General features: G+C 37.3%; 15 protein-coding genes and 1 riboswitch. Of the genes, 13 read left to right on the forward strand and 2 right to left on the reverse strand.

Features of this window, described 5'->3' with window-relative positions; all coding sequences use genetic code 11:
* Positions 1-302: 302 nt before the first annotated feature.
* Positions 303-650: a YlbF/YmcA family competence regulator gene (locus tag JOE23_RS01645; RefSeq protein ID WP_204435550.1), complete on the reverse strand. Its 348-nt coding sequence runs from the start codon at positions 648-650 to the stop codon at positions 303-305.
* Positions 651-1193: 543 nt separating this feature from the next.
* Between JOE23_RS01645 and JOE23_RS01650 the strand changes: the two genes are divergently transcribed.
* The 3 genes from JOE23_RS01650 (at position 1194) to JOE23_RS01660 (ending at position 2264) form a co-directional block, all read left to right on the forward strand.
* Positions 1194-1358 carry a hypothetical protein gene (locus JOE23_RS01650; protein WP_204435551.1) on the forward strand — a complete coding sequence of 55 codons (165 nt, stop codon included), beginning with the start codon at positions 1194-1196 and terminating at the stop codon, positions 1356-1358.
* A gap of 303 nt (positions 1359-1661) precedes the next feature.
* On the forward strand, positions 1662-1820 hold the full coding sequence (locus JOE23_RS01655; protein ID WP_204435552.1) for a small acid-soluble spore protein O: 159 nt from the start codon (positions 1662-1664) through the stop codon (positions 1818-1820).
* Between the two features lie 99 nt (positions 1821-1919).
* Positions 1920-2264 (forward strand): four-helix bundle copper-binding protein, encoded by a 345-nt coding sequence (locus tag JOE23_RS01660; RefSeq protein ID WP_204435553.1) that lies wholly within the window; start codon positions 1920-1922, stop codon positions 2262-2264.
* 53 nt (positions 2265-2317) lie between these two features.
* Here JOE23_RS01660 and JOE23_RS01665 read toward each other — a convergent pair whose 3' ends face one another.
* A complete protein-coding gene (locus tag JOE23_RS01665) occupies positions 2318-2971 on the reverse strand; it encodes a phosphatase PAP2 family protein (protein ID WP_204435554.1) in 654 nt (217 codons plus the stop codon).
* 120 nt (positions 2972-3091) lie between these two features.
* A riboswitch (M-box (ykoK) riboswitch) is annotated at positions 3092-3258 on the forward strand.
* Between the two features lie 229 nt (positions 3259-3487).
* Here JOE23_RS01665 and mgtE point away from each other — a divergent pair.
* The 10 genes from mgtE to eno all read left to right on the forward strand — a co-directional run bounded on the left by mgtE (position 3488) and on the right by eno (position 15285).
* Positions 3488-4849 (forward strand): magnesium transporter, encoded by a 1362-nt coding sequence (gene mgtE, locus JOE23_RS01670; RefSeq protein WP_204435555.1) that lies wholly within the window; start codon positions 3488-3490, stop codon positions 4847-4849.
* A gap of 242 nt (positions 4850-5091) precedes the next feature.
* A complete protein-coding gene (locus JOE23_RS01675; RefSeq protein WP_204435556.1) occupies positions 5092-5295 on the forward strand; it encodes a hypothetical protein in 204 nt (67 codons plus the stop codon).
* A gap of 151 nt (positions 5296-5446) precedes the next feature.
* Complete coding sequence (locus tag JOE23_RS01680) at positions 5447-6127, forward strand: transposase (RefSeq protein ID WP_204435557.1); 681 nt, start codon at positions 5447-5449, stop codon at positions 6125-6127.
* A gap of 940 nt (positions 6128-7067) precedes the next feature.
* Complete coding sequence (locus JOE23_RS01685; RefSeq protein ID WP_204435558.1) at positions 7068-8021, forward strand: L-lactate dehydrogenase; 954 nt, start codon at positions 7068-7070, stop codon at positions 8019-8021.
* A 176-nt stretch (positions 8022-8197) separates the two neighbouring features.
* Entirely contained in the window at positions 8198-9226 is a 1029-nt protein-coding gene (locus JOE23_RS01690; RefSeq protein ID WP_204435559.1) for a sugar-binding transcriptional regulator, read from the forward strand.
* A 33-nt stretch (positions 9227-9259) separates the two neighbouring features.
* Entirely contained in the window at positions 9260-10261 is a 1002-nt protein-coding gene (gene gap, locus JOE23_RS01695) for a type I glyceraldehyde-3-phosphate dehydrogenase (protein ID WP_204435560.1), read from the forward strand.
* A 104-nt stretch (positions 10262-10365) separates the two neighbouring features.
* On the forward strand, positions 10366-11556 hold the full coding sequence (locus tag JOE23_RS01700; protein ID WP_204435561.1) for a phosphoglycerate kinase: 1191 nt from the start codon (positions 10366-10368) through the stop codon (positions 11554-11556).
* Between the two features lie 105 nt (positions 11557-11661).
* Positions 11662-12420, forward strand: a complete 759-nt coding sequence (gene tpiA / locus JOE23_RS01705) for a triose-phosphate isomerase (RefSeq protein ID WP_204435562.1) — start codon at positions 11662-11664, stop codon at positions 12418-12420.
* A complete protein-coding gene (gpmI, locus tag JOE23_RS01710; RefSeq protein ID WP_204435563.1) occupies positions 12417-13952 on the forward strand; it encodes a 2,3-bisphosphoglycerate-independent phosphoglycerate mutase in 1536 nt (511 codons plus the stop codon). The genes tpiA and gpmI overlap by 4 nt, the downstream gene beginning before the upstream one ends.
* A 46-nt stretch (positions 13953-13998) precedes the next feature.
* Entirely contained in the window at positions 13999-15285 is a 1287-nt protein-coding gene (eno, locus tag JOE23_RS01715; protein ID WP_204435564.1) for a phosphopyruvate hydratase, read from the forward strand.
* Positions 15286-15545 lie beyond the last annotated feature (260 nt).

Consider the following 15545-nt stretch of genomic DNA (forward strand, 5'->3'; position numbering starts at 1 on the left):
TCATATCCAGACCATCTCTTTGTTAAAAGGCATAACTATCCATAAAACGCCTATTTATCATTATATTGTAGTTTTTACATGAACATAAAATGAATGTGCATGCTTTCTCTCTTGCTCTTAGCAATTTAGGGTAATAAAAGAGAGGGATCTGTGTATTTTTTTGACTTCCTTTAAAGCCTTGATACGATAAACACTACCATCATATTTAGTATAGAGCCTTTTATTTGTCCTCTACTATTAGAGTCGATATAAAAAAACCATTAGTCCTTAGAGAGGCCTAATGGTTTTTAAGGTTTTCAGCATTAATCTTGTGCGCCATAAAGTTCTTCTAATGGCTTTGTAATCGTACGACTAATATTATTGATTAACTCATTGACACGTTGTTCTTCATCCATAAGCTTAGAAATTTGATCATGCTGTTGCACAGTTTCAACAATTTTACGTGCCTGATCAACTTCTTCTTCAGTAATTTCTTGACCTTGCATTTGCTTTTGTTGAAGTTCTAATTGAGTATTACGAAAATCATCAAACATTTTCTTTGCGATTTCATCACTCATCACTGCATCATAAGCAGCCTTTAAGCTGTTAAATTCTTCGCTATCACGGATAGCTTGTTCAAGTGCACTCGCACTTTCTTGAATGTTCGACATATAATAAAATCCTCCTAAAATATAGTGACCAATGTTTGGTCGGTCATTTTTTTACTGTTCCACTATAACAAACTTAACCCATTAAGCCAAATCAAACCTATTATGCACTAAATTATAAAAATATGAACGGATTTATCACAGATAATGGTCAGTAAACAGCCACCACAAAATAGAGAGCAGAGGTCAATCGATTTAGGTGGGCGATAACAGATGCTAATCTCCTGATTGACTCAACTACCAATTAGTGGGTGAGTAAGATCGTAGACTAAAACCGCCACATTTTTAAAAAGGATTACAGACTAAGATCGCCACTTCCTTAAGAAGGATTACAGACTAAGACCGCCACGTCCTGTGGCAACGTCTGCATGACCTACATCCTGTAGGCCCACGTCTGCATAACCTACATCCTGTAGGCCTCCGCCCACTGATTGAAGTTTCGTTTTCTTTCTTTACTTAAAATACCTTGAATTGATAAAGTTACTATTCATTATCCCCACATATATTCTTTATTTACATCCATAATATAAGTGGAGGTGATTTATGATGGAAAATAACCATAAAGCAAAAGATTCATGTAAATGTGCAAAGCGTGAAAGTGATCATCGAGAAGTGGATAAAACATTGTCAAGAGATTACGGACATGAATTTGCTGATGAATTAATATCCCATCCGAGAAGAAATAAGAATCATGCTGAATATAAAAAGTAAGCGTGACGTCAAGGTTGGAATAAAATAGGTAGTTTCCATTGTAAAAAGCTTCTTTTTTAAAAATAGAGTGAACCACTGCTATTGTTGGTTCACTCTATTAATATGCTTTGCGTGATTGATCGAAGCAAATGCTGGTTAATTATAAAGTGTTACCATGCTAATTGATATCAAGCTTGTTTAAAAAATTAATCTTAAAATTCTAGATATTGTAAGTCGCTGTTCATGACATGGAAAGTTAACCATATAGCTGTAGGGATAGTCGGTTTATAATGGGACAAACTAATGGTTGTGGAGGTGATAGTAATGAGTCATGAGAAAAAAGCTGAAAAACGTAAACGTAAAGGGCGCAATGATCATGAAACAATTAAAGAGACATCGCCAAGACGCTTTGATCATGAGTTTGCCAATGAACCGATGACACCAGTGGAGCTCGATCGAAATAAAATACCGAAAAAATGCTAATTAAAAAGGCTTCTCTTTAAAGAGAGGCCTTTTCTATAAATATCGTTTAAAAACTTACATAAGTGGGAAAAGAAAATCAATGATAAGGAGTGATAAATAATGAATAATGCGCAATATCAATCCGTAGTGATTGCGTTACAAAATTGTCGAGAGGCGTGTTTGCACTGTTATCGATCTTGTTTCAAAGAAGATGCAAATCATATGGCTAAATGTATCCAAATGAGTCAAGAATGCGCAACGATTTGTGCTCAATTTGAGCAAGCTTTATTCTTTGATACACAGTTTATTGAGAGCTACGCAAAACTGTGTATTGAAGCATGTCAGGTATGTGGCTATGAATGTGCTAAACATGAACATGATCACTGCCAGGATTGTGCTAAAGCTTGTTATGCGTGCGCTGATGCATGTAAAGGATTACTAGACAGTAGAGGCTTGATCGATTAGAGCATCTTTTGAGAAGCAAGAAGTACGAATTATGATTGGAGAAATGATGCTCTTTAAGACATGCTTCTAATTTGAAATTTGGATCTTTTGTTGATCCAAATTTTTATACATAGCGCCAACCATGAGATCGATATGCTTATAGCAGCTACAATATCTGTTAAGTAATGTGCCTCTAAAATAATTCGACTTAATGCCACGCCTGTAATAGCTGTTATCCCGAGTGATAGAACACCTGCTTTTAATCGTTTATTCGCTTGCAAATGATAGACAAGAAAGATAATGAACATAAATAATAAGGTCGTGCGCATCGTATGTCCACTTGGAAAGCTATAGGAGACAAGTTCAAATTCAATGTTAAAAAACTGAATCATCCGTTCTGAACCTGGGCGTGTACGTTGGAATAATACTTTGAGCAGATAGTTCAAAAACACTCCACCGATAGACATAACCGTAAACAAAATAGCAAAGTCCCATCGCTTTTTATAAATGAGACTAATAACTACAATAATTGAAATGGAAAGAACAAATTCAATAGCACCAAGAAATGATAAGTGGCTAACAACATATATAAGTGAAAAGTTGTTGAGTAATTCCGTGATCCTAACACCAATAGTATCCAATAAACGCCAGGGTAAAATAGTTGTTGCAATTGCCGTATATAAAAAGATAATAAGTGAAATCACGATTATCTTGGTAGAATGTAACATAGTAAACCTCACTTTTTAAAAAAACTTTAGAATAGCTTAACATTTTTTATTATGGTTCGCTAGTCGAAATTTAGGAATTGACATTACAAGATCGATACTTTATGATGGTGAATGTATATTATAATTCCTCGTTAGGTGAGGCTCCTGTGCTGGAGATATGCTACTGCCCAAAAACGTCCAAAGACGCCAATGGGTCAACAGAGACTATCGAATTAAGGTGGTTTTTAATGTAGCTGGACTTGATCCTATGCCGCACAGTGCTAAAGCTCTACGAATGGAGGCGATCAGGTTATTTGGGATGCACTTAAATAATTAAAGCTCACCTTCATTCAAAGGTGGGCTTTTCCTATGTCTGAGGGAAGTATAAGGGTAAAACTTAATGATTTAACCATATTAAAAAAGGGGGAATACGGTATGGGAAGTTGCGCAGATTCTGATTCGAGTTATAGGCAGAGCAGTATAAAAAGGCCCCTACTGTATTTGTCGGTATCGGTCTCTAAATGAGGAGGATATAATATGGTCAAGTTTGAAGAATTAAATCGAGAAGATTATGCAACTGATGTGCTACATTATTTAAAAAAAGAAAATAAAAATAAATTTAGAGAACTTTTTTTGGAACTCCATCCAACGAATCAACTTGATATTTTTGTTCAGTTGAATCGTCAATTGCGAGATCGTTTGTATGTATTAATTTCAGGTGAAGAATTTGCTGAATTATTTGAAGGACTAGATTTAGAAAGACAAAAACAAATCATCTTAGAATTAGATGAAGCATATATTGCTGAACTATTTAATGCCATTCCTACTGATGAAGTAGCTGATTTACTCGCTGAATTAGAAACTTTTGAAGCGAGTAAAATATTGAATTCAATGGATAAAGAGCGTGCGATTATTATTCGTGAATTATTAAGTTATCCTATTGAAACAGCTGGTGGGATCATGGCGAAAGAATTCGTCACGATAAAGTCTACTGACAAAGTCAGTGAGGTTATTGATAATTTGAGATTTTCAGCACCTGATGCAGAAACGATATACTACTTATATGTGCTCGACCAAAAGTCAAGACTTGTAGGTGTATTATCCTTGCGGGATTTAATTATAGCACCGGCGTTTGAAACGGTTGAAAATATTATGGGAACAGATATTGTTACCGTCACAACAGATATGGATCAAGAAGATGTTGCGAAGCTGATGAAACGTTATGACTTTTTGGCTGTCCCAGTTGTTACGAAAGAAGATGTCTTAACCGGTATTATTACCGTTGACGATGTTATGCAAGTAATGGATGAGGAAGTTACAGAAGACTTTGATGAATTTATCGCAGCTAAAGGGGCGATTGACATTAATATAAGTTCTTTTCAAGCAGCGAAAAAACGTGCGCCATGGATTGTTATGTTGATATTTTTTGGTTTTATTACCGGTGGTGTGATCAATTCATTTGAAGAGTCCTTAGAGCAGGTTGTCATCCTTGCCGCTTTTATTCCTTTAATCATGGATTCAGCAGGAAATGCAGGAACACAATCATTAGCGGTTGTTGTACGTGCAATTGCGACAGATTCCTTTGAAAAGAAAGGTTTATTACATGCTGTTAAGCGAGAATTTGGGACAGGTATTATGCTTGGTGTTATTACTGGAGTTGTATTATTGATTTTAGTTCCGATAGTGTATGGCAATTTTGCATTATCTTTTATTGTTGCTGCCTCACTATTTTTAACATTAAGTTTCTCTACAGTGATTGGTGCTATTGTTCCAGTTGTCATTAATAAATTGAAATTAGATCCGGCGATTGCTTCAGGTCCATTTATTACGACCGTTAATGATATTCTAGGATTAATTATTTATTTTACTATAGCGACGACATTTATCGCTTATTTATAAATTAAATTTAGATAGGGAAACCGAACATTAATATCTGACTAAACATGTGTAAAATCCTAGCTGTGTAAGAGAATGATCAGGTAATTACCCCATTATTTTGAAGGAGCCTATGTCTTTTGGTCTAACCTTTGTGGGATGTTATCGTTATATCGATATTTACACAATTTTAATATTTCATTATTAAAGAAAATAGGCTATAATATGTGCAACACTATTTCACGAATGTTAGTGGAGGTGATGTTGTGAAATATGTTTACTGGTTTTTTCTGTCTATATTAGTGTTGTGGGAAACAAATGCATTACAAGATATTTTTGGATTTTCTGCTTTTTGGCAATATTTAGCTAATGTCATTTTCGTTGTCTATTTTGCTTATTTATTAAATATAGATATTAAATGGAACAAATTATTAATGAGATATAGTCAGCAAAAAAGGTCAATAAATTAAAAAGGATTCTGCATGGTGGCCATGTAGAATCCTTTTTTACATAATGAAAAGAGTATAAAATTTTCACAAAGAATTGTAAATGGACTAAGGTTTTTAAACTGTTACTCAACTTTCGACTGAAAATAGTTGGAAACGGAATGAAGAAGATCGAATGATACAAATCAAACCAGAAGAAGATGCAACAGAACTGGAATCAGGAGAAATGATAGATTATGGACATATTCAAATGGGTAAGAAGGGAAAAAACACACGCCAAACACGTCTAGTTGTTCAACAATTGACTGAAAAACAACAAGAGAAACGGGAAGGCTATTTACAAAGAAGAAGGCGGAAAGGGGGTCACACCCAATCCGCCACAAAAAAGAATCAAATCCAAATTCTTGCCACCAATATAACACGGCAACAATTGGATATGCAAGCGTTGTATCCGATCTATTCCTTGCGTTGGCAAGTGGAGATTCTATTTAAAACATGGAAATCATTATTTGATATCGATAAGGTGCGAGCTGTGAATCCAGAGCGGTTTGAGTGTCATTTATACGGTACGCTAATTCATATTCTTCTTTCGTCTATGATTGCTTTTCAATGTCGTTATTATCTCCATAAGAAGCATCAGATCGAAGGTAGTGAATACAAGTGTATCGACCTTGCAAAAAGCGCCATTGAAGATGAGAAAGGACAGCCATTGCATGATATCTCTTCACTTCGTGCACTGATGAAGAATATTTATCAAAATGTATACCGACATGGAAGGAAAGATCATCGCTATGAGCATATGAGTCCTTTTGATATCTTAAATCTTACTTATGAACGAACTTTCAAAGCAGTATAGATTAATATTTGGGTTTTGCCAAAGCTTATTGTTTTTTAACTTTGTTGATTGGAGAGGAAGGCATTCGACTCCTGCGGGAAAAGCGAAGACGATGAGACCCCACAGTGAGCGTTCTGTGCGAACGAGGAGGCTCAGCGCGAGCCCGCGGAAAGCGAAATGCCTGGATCGCAAATCAACAGCCACTTTTAACAGCGTAATATTAAAAAAAAAGCAATAAAGTGGTTTTTACTAATCATGCACCGAATTGGAAAATAATATAATTTTGTGTAAAAATTATTCACTCTAGACTTGCTTTTTCTGTAATTGATCCTTAGCTTGACGGCTATGGGGATGGGTTTCAGCTAACTTGAGTCGCACACTCCTCAAGTGGATCTTCAGCTCATGCTATTCCCGAAGAAGTCTCACCCCTTGCTCTTATCTCCACATAGACTGAGGGTTCATACTGAATGCGTAAGCCCAACCGCACGAAATAAAGTGAAGAAGATGTGACACGACTAGAAATAAGAAGTTTCTTATTCTGAGCCCCGCCCACTCACTAAAGGAAGGATAATGCGGATTTATAAAATTTTAGTAACAGAAACACATAGAACGCAATTACTTTAAGTGAATTACCATGATTCAACAACGGTAGTCTTCAATTCGTGGAGGTTTTCGTCATTCTCCCGCTGATTGGTCGTTGAGTGAATCCGGACATGAGCGTCCGTTAACTCCCGCTTAAGTGGGTGAATTCTACGCTCTATTTTGTTACAGACAGTTATCTGTGATAAAAAACAGATTTAGACATAATCTTTGACGATAAAGGGTATGGTAAAGAGAAACGAAATTAAATGCTATAAAATGATAGCTATACTAAATTATGTTACGATCTATATAAGGGATGTTATCAAGAGCTTAGCTTTTGATAAGGTAGCCTTTCATTTTTACAGAAGGGGTGTTTAGCATGACAATTGGTTACACAAAAACACGAAAAGTTGTAATTGTAGGTACAGGCTTTGTTGGATCTAGCTATGCATATTCCTTATTAAATCAAGGAATAGTAAATGAAATCGTGTTAATTGACCTTGATTACAAGCGAGCAGATGGTGAGGCGCGTGACCTTAATCATGGTATGCCGTTTGGTTCGCCTATGCGTATTAGAGCAGGTGAATATGAGGAGTGTTCTGATGCAGATCTTGTTGTGATAACGGCTGGTGCAAACCAAAAACCTGGGGAAACACGACTCGACCTAGCTTCGAAAAACGCAAAGATTATGAAGGGGATTGTCGAACAAATTATGGAGGCGGGTTTCAAGGGTATTCTCGTTGTAGCCTCTAATCCTGTTGATGTGTTAACACAAGTCGCTTATGATGTGTCAGGACTTTCAAAAGAGCGTGTGATTGGCTCTGGTACAATATTAGATACAGCACGTTTTCGTTATTTATTAAGTGAGTATTTTCAAGTGGATTCTAGAAATGTTCACGCCTATATTATCGGAGAACATGGCGATTCAGAATTGCCGGTTTGGAGTCATGTCCAAGTAGGTGGACTTCCATTAAATGTATATGGTCGAATTGAAAATTATTATGAAGACCGTGATATGCAAGAGATCTTTGAAAATGTAAGAGATGCCGCTTATCATATTATAGAACGTAAAGGTGCGACCTATTACGGGATAGGGATGGGTTTAGCAAGACTAACCAAAGCATTGTTATACAATGAGAACTCTATTTTAACGGTGTCAACCTACTTTGAAGGAGAATATGGACTAGACGGGGTATATTTAGGCATCCCAGCTGTTGTTAACGAATTTGGTGTTAGAGAAATATTACGACTTAATTTATCAGATCGCGAACAAAAGCAACTCGAAGAATCTTCTAGCATATTAAAGAAAATGGTAGAAGACATTGAATACTAGCTATGGGGACAGGCTGCACAATAGATGCAGCCTGCCGTGTAAAAAAGAAATACTTGAGCAATGCTTATTGATCTGCTACAATTACTGTGTTGGAATTTTTTTATTGTATGTGGGACAAAAAACGTTCTTCCGGGACGAAAATCACCCCGTTGATAAAAGAGTGAGGGAGGCAAAGCATGCCGACGCTAATTGATTTGCAAAAATTACTATGCCCCGATCTACTTGAAGTCATGCTAAGACGTTACCAAATCCTACACACAATACAACTGCTAGAGCCGATTGGGAGACGTAGCTTATCAGAACAAATTGATTTGAAAGAACGTGTTGTTCGTAGTGAATTAGACTATTTAACACAACAAGGTATGCTGGTTGTTAGTACAAAAGGTGTTTCTTTAACCGCAACGGGTAGAGAAATTATGATGGAATTAACATCATACGTTGAAGAAATTAACGATTTCCGTGTATTAGAAAATCAAATCAAGCAGACATTAAACCTTGATCATGTTATAATTACTCCCGGGGACAGCGATAAGCAAGAATGGGTTAAACATGATTTAGGGCGTAGAGCGATAGATTTCTTACAATCGCGTCTTACCCCACATGCAACCGTTGCTGTAACAGGCGGAACATCAATGGCAGCTGCAGCTATGATGATGAAACCTATGGTCAAGACGGTGAATTGCATGTTTGTTCCGGCTAGAGGTGGTTTAGGAGAGCGCGTTGAGAATCAGGCGAACACGATTTGTGCTGAGATGGCTAAGAAAGTACATGGCGATTACCGACTGCTTTATGTGCCAGACCCTTTGAGTGAAGAAACCTATCATTCAATTATTCAAGAGCCTGGTGTTAAGGAAATTTTACATATCATTAGACAAGCAGATATTGTCATGCACGGCATTGGTGATGCAATAACAATGGCCAAACGTCGCAAAGCGACCAATGATGTTTTAGCAAAGTTACAATCGGGTAAAGCAGTAAGTGAGGCTTTTGGCTATTATTTTGATCGATATGGCCAAGTGGTCTATAAAGTTCGAACCGTAGGTATGCAATTGGAAGATTTGTCAAAGATAAGAACAGTAATTGCGATAGCTGGTGGGGAATCTAAGGCTAAAGCAATTGATTCCTATTTTAGACAAGGAAAAAGTAATGTCCTCATTACTGATGAGGCTGCAGCAAAAGCGTTAATAAAGGGATTTTCCCTTTAAATAAATTTATGTAAACATAAGGAGGAAACAAGAATGACTGTAAAAGTAGGTATTAATGGTTTTGGTCGTATTGGCCGCTTGGCTTTCCGTCGTATTCAAGAAGTAGAAGGGATTGAAGTAGTAGCGGTTAACGATTTAACTGATGCTAACATGCTCGCTCATTTGCTTAAATATGATACTACACAAGGACCTTTTAAAGGTGATGTTGATGTAAAAGATGGTTACTTTACTGTTAACGGTAAAGATGTAAAAATCCTTTCAAACCGTAACCCTGAAGAATTACCATGGGGAGACTTAGGTGTAGAAATCGTATTAGAATGTACTGGTTTCTTTGCTTCTAAAGAAAAAGCTGAGCTTCACCTTAAAGGTGGCGCGAAACGTGTCGTAATCTCTGCTCCAGGTGGTAATGATGTACCAACAGTTGTTTACAATGTAAACCATGACATTTTAACAGGTGAAGAAACAGTAATTTCTGGTGCTTCTTGTACCACTAACTGTTTAGCTCCTATGGCTAACGTTCTTCATAAAGACTTTGGTATTGTTGAAGGTCTTATGACAACTATCCATGCCTTTACTGGTGACCAAAATACATTAGATGCACCACACCCTAAAGGTGACTATCGTCGTGCGCGTGCTGCATCTCAAAATATCATTCCTAATACTACGGGTGCTGCTAAAGCAATTGGTCTTGTTATCCCTGAATTAAATGGAAAATTAGATGGTGCTGCACAACGTGTTCCTGTTGCTACAGGTTCATTAACTGAATTAGTAACCGTCTTAGATAAAGAAGTAACTGCTGATGAAGTTAATGCAGCAATGAAAAAAGCAGCGGACGAATCTTACGGGTATACTGAAGATCAAATCGTTTCTTCAGATATTATCGGTATGACTTATGGTTCGCTATTTGATGCTACACAAACTAAAGTAATGAGTGTAGATGGTAAACAATTAGTGAAAACTGTTTCTTGGTATGATAACGAAATGTCTTACACTGCACAGCTTGTGCGCACACTAGAATACTTTGCTAAATTATAATTCAACATTATAATTAGTTAAATCTGATAGTAATAACAGTCAAGCGGGAAGCGATCGCGCTTCCCGCTTGTTGTTTTTAAATTTATCTAATGGAGGATTATGAAATGGCGAAAAAAGTTGTAACTGATTTAGATGTAACAGGAAAAAAAGTACTTGTACGTGCAGACTTTAATGTCCCGATGAAAGATGGAAATATTACCAATGATGATCGTATTGTTCAGGCCCTTCCAACCATTAAACATTTAATTTCTGAAGGGGCTAAAGTTATTCTTTTCTCACACTTAGGCCGTGTGGCTGAAGAAGCAGATAAGGAAGGCAAATCATTAAAACCTGTTGCCGATCGTTTAGGTGAATTATTAGCTCAAGATGTCACATTTGTTAGTGAAACAAGAGGAGCAAAACTTGAAAGCGCGATTGACAATTTAGCCAATGGCGATGTTTTAATGTTTGAAAACACGCGTTTTGAAGACATCGACGGTAAAAAAGAAAGCAAAAATGATCCTGAATTAGGGAAGTACTGGGCAAGCCTTGGCGATTTATTTGTTAACGATGCGTTTGGTACAGCCCACCGTGCACATGCTTCTAATGTTGGAATAGCGTCTAATTTAGAATCAGCTGCAGGTTTTCTCATGGAGAAAGAAATTAAATTCATTGGAGAATCCGTTGATAATCCTACACGCCCATTTGTAGCGATATTGGGTGGGGCTAAAGTAAGTGATAAAATCGGTGTTATTGAAAACCTCCTTGAAAAAGCTGATAAGGTAATTATTGGTGGAGGTATGTCTTATACTTTCTTCAAAGCACAAGGAAAAGAAATTGGAACATCACTACTTGAAGCTGACAAAGTAGATTTAGCCAAAACGTTATTAGAGCGAGCAGGCGGTAAGATTGTTTTACCTGTAGATGCAATGATTAATAAAGAATTCTCTAATGACGGTGACATTAAAGCTGTTTCAGTAGATGAAATTCCAGCAGACCAAATGGGATTAGACATTGGTCCAGAATCGATTAAGCAATTTGAACAGGAATTAACAGGTGCAAAAACAGTCGTTTGGAACGGGCCTATGGGTGTGTTTGAAATGTCTAATTTTGCCAAAGGAACAATCGGTGTTTGTGAATCCATTGCTAATTTAGATGATGCAACAACGATTATTGGTGGTGGTGACTCAGCTGCTGCTGCCATGCAACTAGGTTTTGCGGAAAAATTCTCACATATTTCTACTGGTGGTGGGGCATCATTAGAATATTTAGAAGGTAAAGAGTTACCTGGACTAGCAGCGATTAGTAACAAATAATCCCCAAAACATGAATGAATTTGTATGTTTTAATTAAAATATTTATGCGTTCTTAACTAAGACGTCTAATATTTTTAATAAACGAGACATGAAAGGGAGCAGATTATGCGTAAACCAATTATTGCAGGAAACTGGAAAATGAATAAAGTATTAGCAGATGCTGAAGCTTTTGTAGCTGATACGAAAGACAAAGTGCCAGCACAAGACAAAGTTGATTCGATCGTTTGTGCACCTTTTCCGTATTTACAAGCACTCGTTAGCAAAGCGAAAGGTACTGATCTTGCCATTGCCGCACAAAATATGCACTTTGAAGAAAGTGGAGCATTTACTGGTGAAGTAAGTCCAGCAATGTTGAAGGATCTTGGTGTTAAGTACGTTGTTTTAGGTCACTCGGAGCGTCGTGAATACTTTGCTGAAACAGATGAAACAGTAAACAAAAAAGCGCATGCTGCATTTGAATATGGAATGACACCAATTATTTGTGTTGGTGAAACACTTGAGCAACGCGAAGCAAATCAAACGATGACACTTGTAGCAGATCAAGTGAAAAAAGCATTGTCTGGTTTAACAGAAGAACAGGTTAAACAAGTTGTTATTGCATATGAGCCAATTTGGGCGATAGGTACTGGGAAGACAGCAACTTCTGAACAAGCTAATGAAGTATGTACACATGTGCGTCAAACAGTTGTAGAAGCTGTTTCTGCTGATGCAGCAGAAGCTGTCCGTATTCAATATGGTGGTAGTGTCAAACCTGGAAATATAGATGAACTACTTGCACAGTCAGATATTGACGGTGCGCTTGTTGGTGGTGCTAGTTTAGAAGCTGATTCATTCTTGAAACTCGTGGAGGCTGGTGCACAATGAGCCAAGATAAGTTAGCTGCACTTATTATCCTAGATGGCTATGCAATACGAGATGAAGAAAAAGGTAATGCAGTTAAATTAGCCAATACCCCCAACTTTGATCGTTATTGGAAACAGTATCCACACAATCAATTGATCGCTTCTGGTGAGGCTGTTGGTCTGCCAGAAGGACAAATGGGTAATTCTGAAGTTGGCCATTTAAACATTGGTGCTGGTCGAGTGGTTTATCAAAGTTTGACTCGTGTAAACTTATCGATTCGTGAGGGTGACTTTTTCACCAACGAACAATTAGTTCATGCGGTTGATCATGCGATAAACAATAATAAAGCATTACACATCTTCGGATTATTGTCTGATGGTGGGGTACACAGTCATATTGAGCACATGTATGCGATCCTAAAGTTAGCCAAAGATAAAGGACTTACCAACGTTTTTGTTCATGGCTTTTTAGATGGACGTGATGTCGGTCAAAAATCGGCAAAACAATATATCAAAGAAGCACAAGCACAAATGGATCAGATGGGCGTCGGTCAATTTGCTACTATTTCTGGCCGTTATTATGCGATGGATCGTGATAAACGCTGGGATCGTGTTCAAAAAGCATATGATGCAATGGTTTATGGTAAAGGACCACAAGCAACAGATCCATTAGCGGTTGTTGATGCGGCTTATGCTGAAGATATTTATGATGAATTCGTGCTGCCAACCGTTATGGTTGATAGTAACGGGGAGCCAATAGGAAAAGTTGCATCAGAAGATGCCATTATTTTCTTTAACTTCCGTCCAGATCGTGCGATTCAAATATCTCAAGCATTTGCTAATAATGATTTCTCTGAATTCAATCGTGGTGAAGTAGCACCGAAAGATATTTATTTTGTTTGTTTAATGAAGTATAGTGACACGGTGTCAGGGAAAATTGCTTATCCTCCAGCTGAATTAACGAACACAGTTGGTGAAGTATTAGCAAATAACGGGTTAAATCAACTGCGTATTGCTGAAACGGAAAAATATCCACATGTCACTTTCTTTATGAGTGGTGGACGGGAGCAAGAATTTGATGGTGAAAAACGCATTTTAATTGATTCACCTAAAGTGGCAACTTATGACTTAAAGCCTGAGATGAGCGCTTATGAGGTCACAGATGCATTGCTTAAAGAATTAGATGAAGGTAATCAAAATGCAATCATCTTAAACTTTGCTAACCCGGATATGGTAGGACACTCAGGTATGCTTGAGCCAACTATTCAAGCGATTGAAGCTGTTGATGAATGTTTAGGTAAGATCGTAGATAAGATCATTGAAAAAGGTGGGAAAGCCATCATTACCGCTGATCACGGTAACTCTGATGAAGTTGTTTCACTAGATGGAAAGCCAATGACCGCACATACAACGAATCCTGTACCTGTTATTGTTACAGAACAAGGGGGATCCGTTCGAGATGGTGGTATCCTAGGTGATTTGGCGCCAACCCTTCTTGATCTATTAGATGTAGAAAAACCAGCAGATATGACTGGAAAATCTTTAATTAAGTGATAATTTATTTTAAATAAAATGATTTAACAAAAAGGAGACGAAAATTATGCCATATATTACAGATGTATACGCACGCGAAGTTATGGACTCTCGTGGTAACCCAACAGTTGAGGTAGAAGTTTATACGGAATCAGGCGCTTTTGGTCGTGCACTCGTACCAAGCGGTGCTTCAACAGGTGAATATGAAGCTGTTGAATTACGTGATGGTGACAAAGACCGTTACTTAGGTAAAGGCGTTCAAAAAGCAGTAGAAAACGTTAACGAAGTTATTGCTCCAGAACTACTTGGTTTTGATGTCACTCGTCAAGTTGTTCTTGATAAATTACTTATCGAATTAGATGGTACACCAAACAAAGCCAAATTAGGTGCTAACGCAATCTTAGGTGTTTCAATGGCTGTTGCACATGCTGCTGCAGATCACTTAGGCGTTCCATTGTATACTTATTTAGGTGGATTCAATGCTACGACACTTCCAACACCGATGATGAACATCCTAAATGGCGGTGAGCATGCCGATAATAATGTTGATATTCAAGAATTCATGGTTATGCCAGTTGGCGCGCCTACATTCAAAGAAGCGCTACGTATGGGAGCTGAAATCTTCCATAATCTTAAGAAAGTTCTTACTTCAAAAGGTTACAACACTGCTGTAGGTGATGAGGGTGGTTTTGCACCTAACTTATCTTCAAATGAAGAAGCTTTATCTACCATTATTGAAGCGATTGAAGCAGCTGGTTACAAACCTGGTGAAGAAGTTAAACTTGCAATGGACGTTGCAGCTTCAGAAATTTACGAAGACGGTAAATACAATCTTAAAGGTGAAGGCGTTGTTCGTACGTCTGCTGAAATGGTTGACTGGTATGCTGAAATGGTTGAAAAATACCCAATTATCTCAATCGAAGATGGTCTAGATGAAAATGACTGGGATGGTTTCAAACTTTTAACTGATAAACTAGGTGACAAAGTTCAATTAGTAGGTGACGACTTATTCGTTACAAATACTGAAAAACTTTCAGAAGGTATCGAAAAAGGTATTGGAAACTCAATCCTAATCAAAGTTAACCAAATTGGTACATTAACTGAAACTTTCGAAGCAATTGAAATGGCTAAAAAAGCTAATTACACTGCAGTTATTTCACACCGCTCAGGTGAAACAGAAGATGCAACAATTGCTGATATTGCTGTTGCAACAAATGCTGGCCAAATCAAAACAGGTGCACCTTCACGTACGGACCGTGTTGCGAAGTACAATCAATTACTTCGTATCGAAGATGAGCTTGTTGATACAGCTAAATATGCTGGAAAAACAGCATTCTATAACTTAAATAAATAAGTTATAGACGTGAAAAAGTCTAATTGATCATTTATGATTTTCTCTGAATGAATGCTAGACAAACATAACCCCTTATCTGTGATTTAATCACAATAGATAAGGGGTTATATTAATGTTTATTCCTTCTTGGCTCTGTCAGGCTTTAGGAGGGCTTGATTAAGTAATAATATTTGATATTGTTAAGAGAAGCGCTTTATTTCACAGGTTCCATTATTTATTTATCACAGATAACTGTCCGTAAAATCCCCTCAAAATAGAGA

The organism is Amphibacillus cookii (assembly GCF_016908375.1).
In the GTDB taxonomy this organism is placed as follows: Bacteria; Bacillota; Bacilli; order Bacillales; family Amphibacillaceae; genus Amphibacillus_C; species Amphibacillus_C cookii.

Excerpts from the sequence above, each read along its gene's own strand:
- JOE23_RS01665 (WP_204435554.1), bottom strand. The coding sequence starts at position 2,971 with ATGTTACATTCTACCAAGATAATCGTGATTTCACTTATTATCTTTTTA.
- JOE23_RS01690 (WP_204435559.1), top strand. The coding sequence starts at position 8,198 with ATGCCGACGCTAATTGATTTGCAAAAATTACTATGCCCCGATCTACTT.
- tpiA (WP_204435562.1), top strand. The coding sequence starts at position 11,662 with ATGCGTAAACCAATTATTGCAGGAAACTGGAAAATGAATAAAGTATTA.
- JOE23_RS01700 (WP_204435561.1), top strand. The coding sequence starts at position 10,366 with ATGGCGAAAAAAGTTGTAACTGATTTAGATGTAACAGGAAAAAAAGTA.
- gpmI (WP_204435563.1), top strand. The coding sequence starts at position 12,417 with ATGAGCCAAGATAAGTTAGCTGCACTTATTATCCTAGATGGCTATGCA.
- gap (WP_204435560.1), top strand. The coding sequence starts at position 9,260 with ATGACTGTAAAAGTAGGTATTAATGGTTTTGGTCGTATTGGCCGCTTG.
- JOE23_RS01685 (WP_204435558.1), top strand. The coding sequence starts at position 7,068 with ATGACAATTGGTTACACAAAAACACGAAAAGTTGTAATTGTAGGTACA.
- eno (WP_204435564.1), top strand. The coding sequence starts at position 13,999 with ATGCCATATATTACAGATGTATACGCACGCGAAGTTATGGACTCTCGT.
- JOE23_RS01645 (WP_204435550.1), bottom strand. The coding sequence starts at position 650 with ATGTCGAACATTCAAGAAAGTGCGAGTGCACTTGAACAAGCTATCCGT.
- JOE23_RS01655 (WP_204435552.1), top strand. The coding sequence starts at position 1,662 with ATGAGTCATGAGAAAAAAGCTGAAAAACGTAAACGTAAAGGGCGCAAT.
- JOE23_RS01660 (WP_204435553.1), top strand. The coding sequence starts at position 1,920 with ATGAATAATGCGCAATATCAATCCGTAGTGATTGCGTTACAAAATTGT.
- mgtE (WP_204435555.1), top strand. The coding sequence starts at position 3,488 with ATGGTCAAGTTTGAAGAATTAAATCGAGAAGATTATGCAACTGATGTG.
- JOE23_RS01650 (WP_204435551.1), top strand. The coding sequence starts at position 1,194 with ATGGAAAATAACCATAAAGCAAAAGATTCATGTAAATGTGCAAAGCGT.
- JOE23_RS01680 (WP_204435557.1), top strand. The coding sequence starts at position 5,447 with ATGATACAAATCAAACCAGAAGAAGATGCAACAGAACTGGAATCAGGA.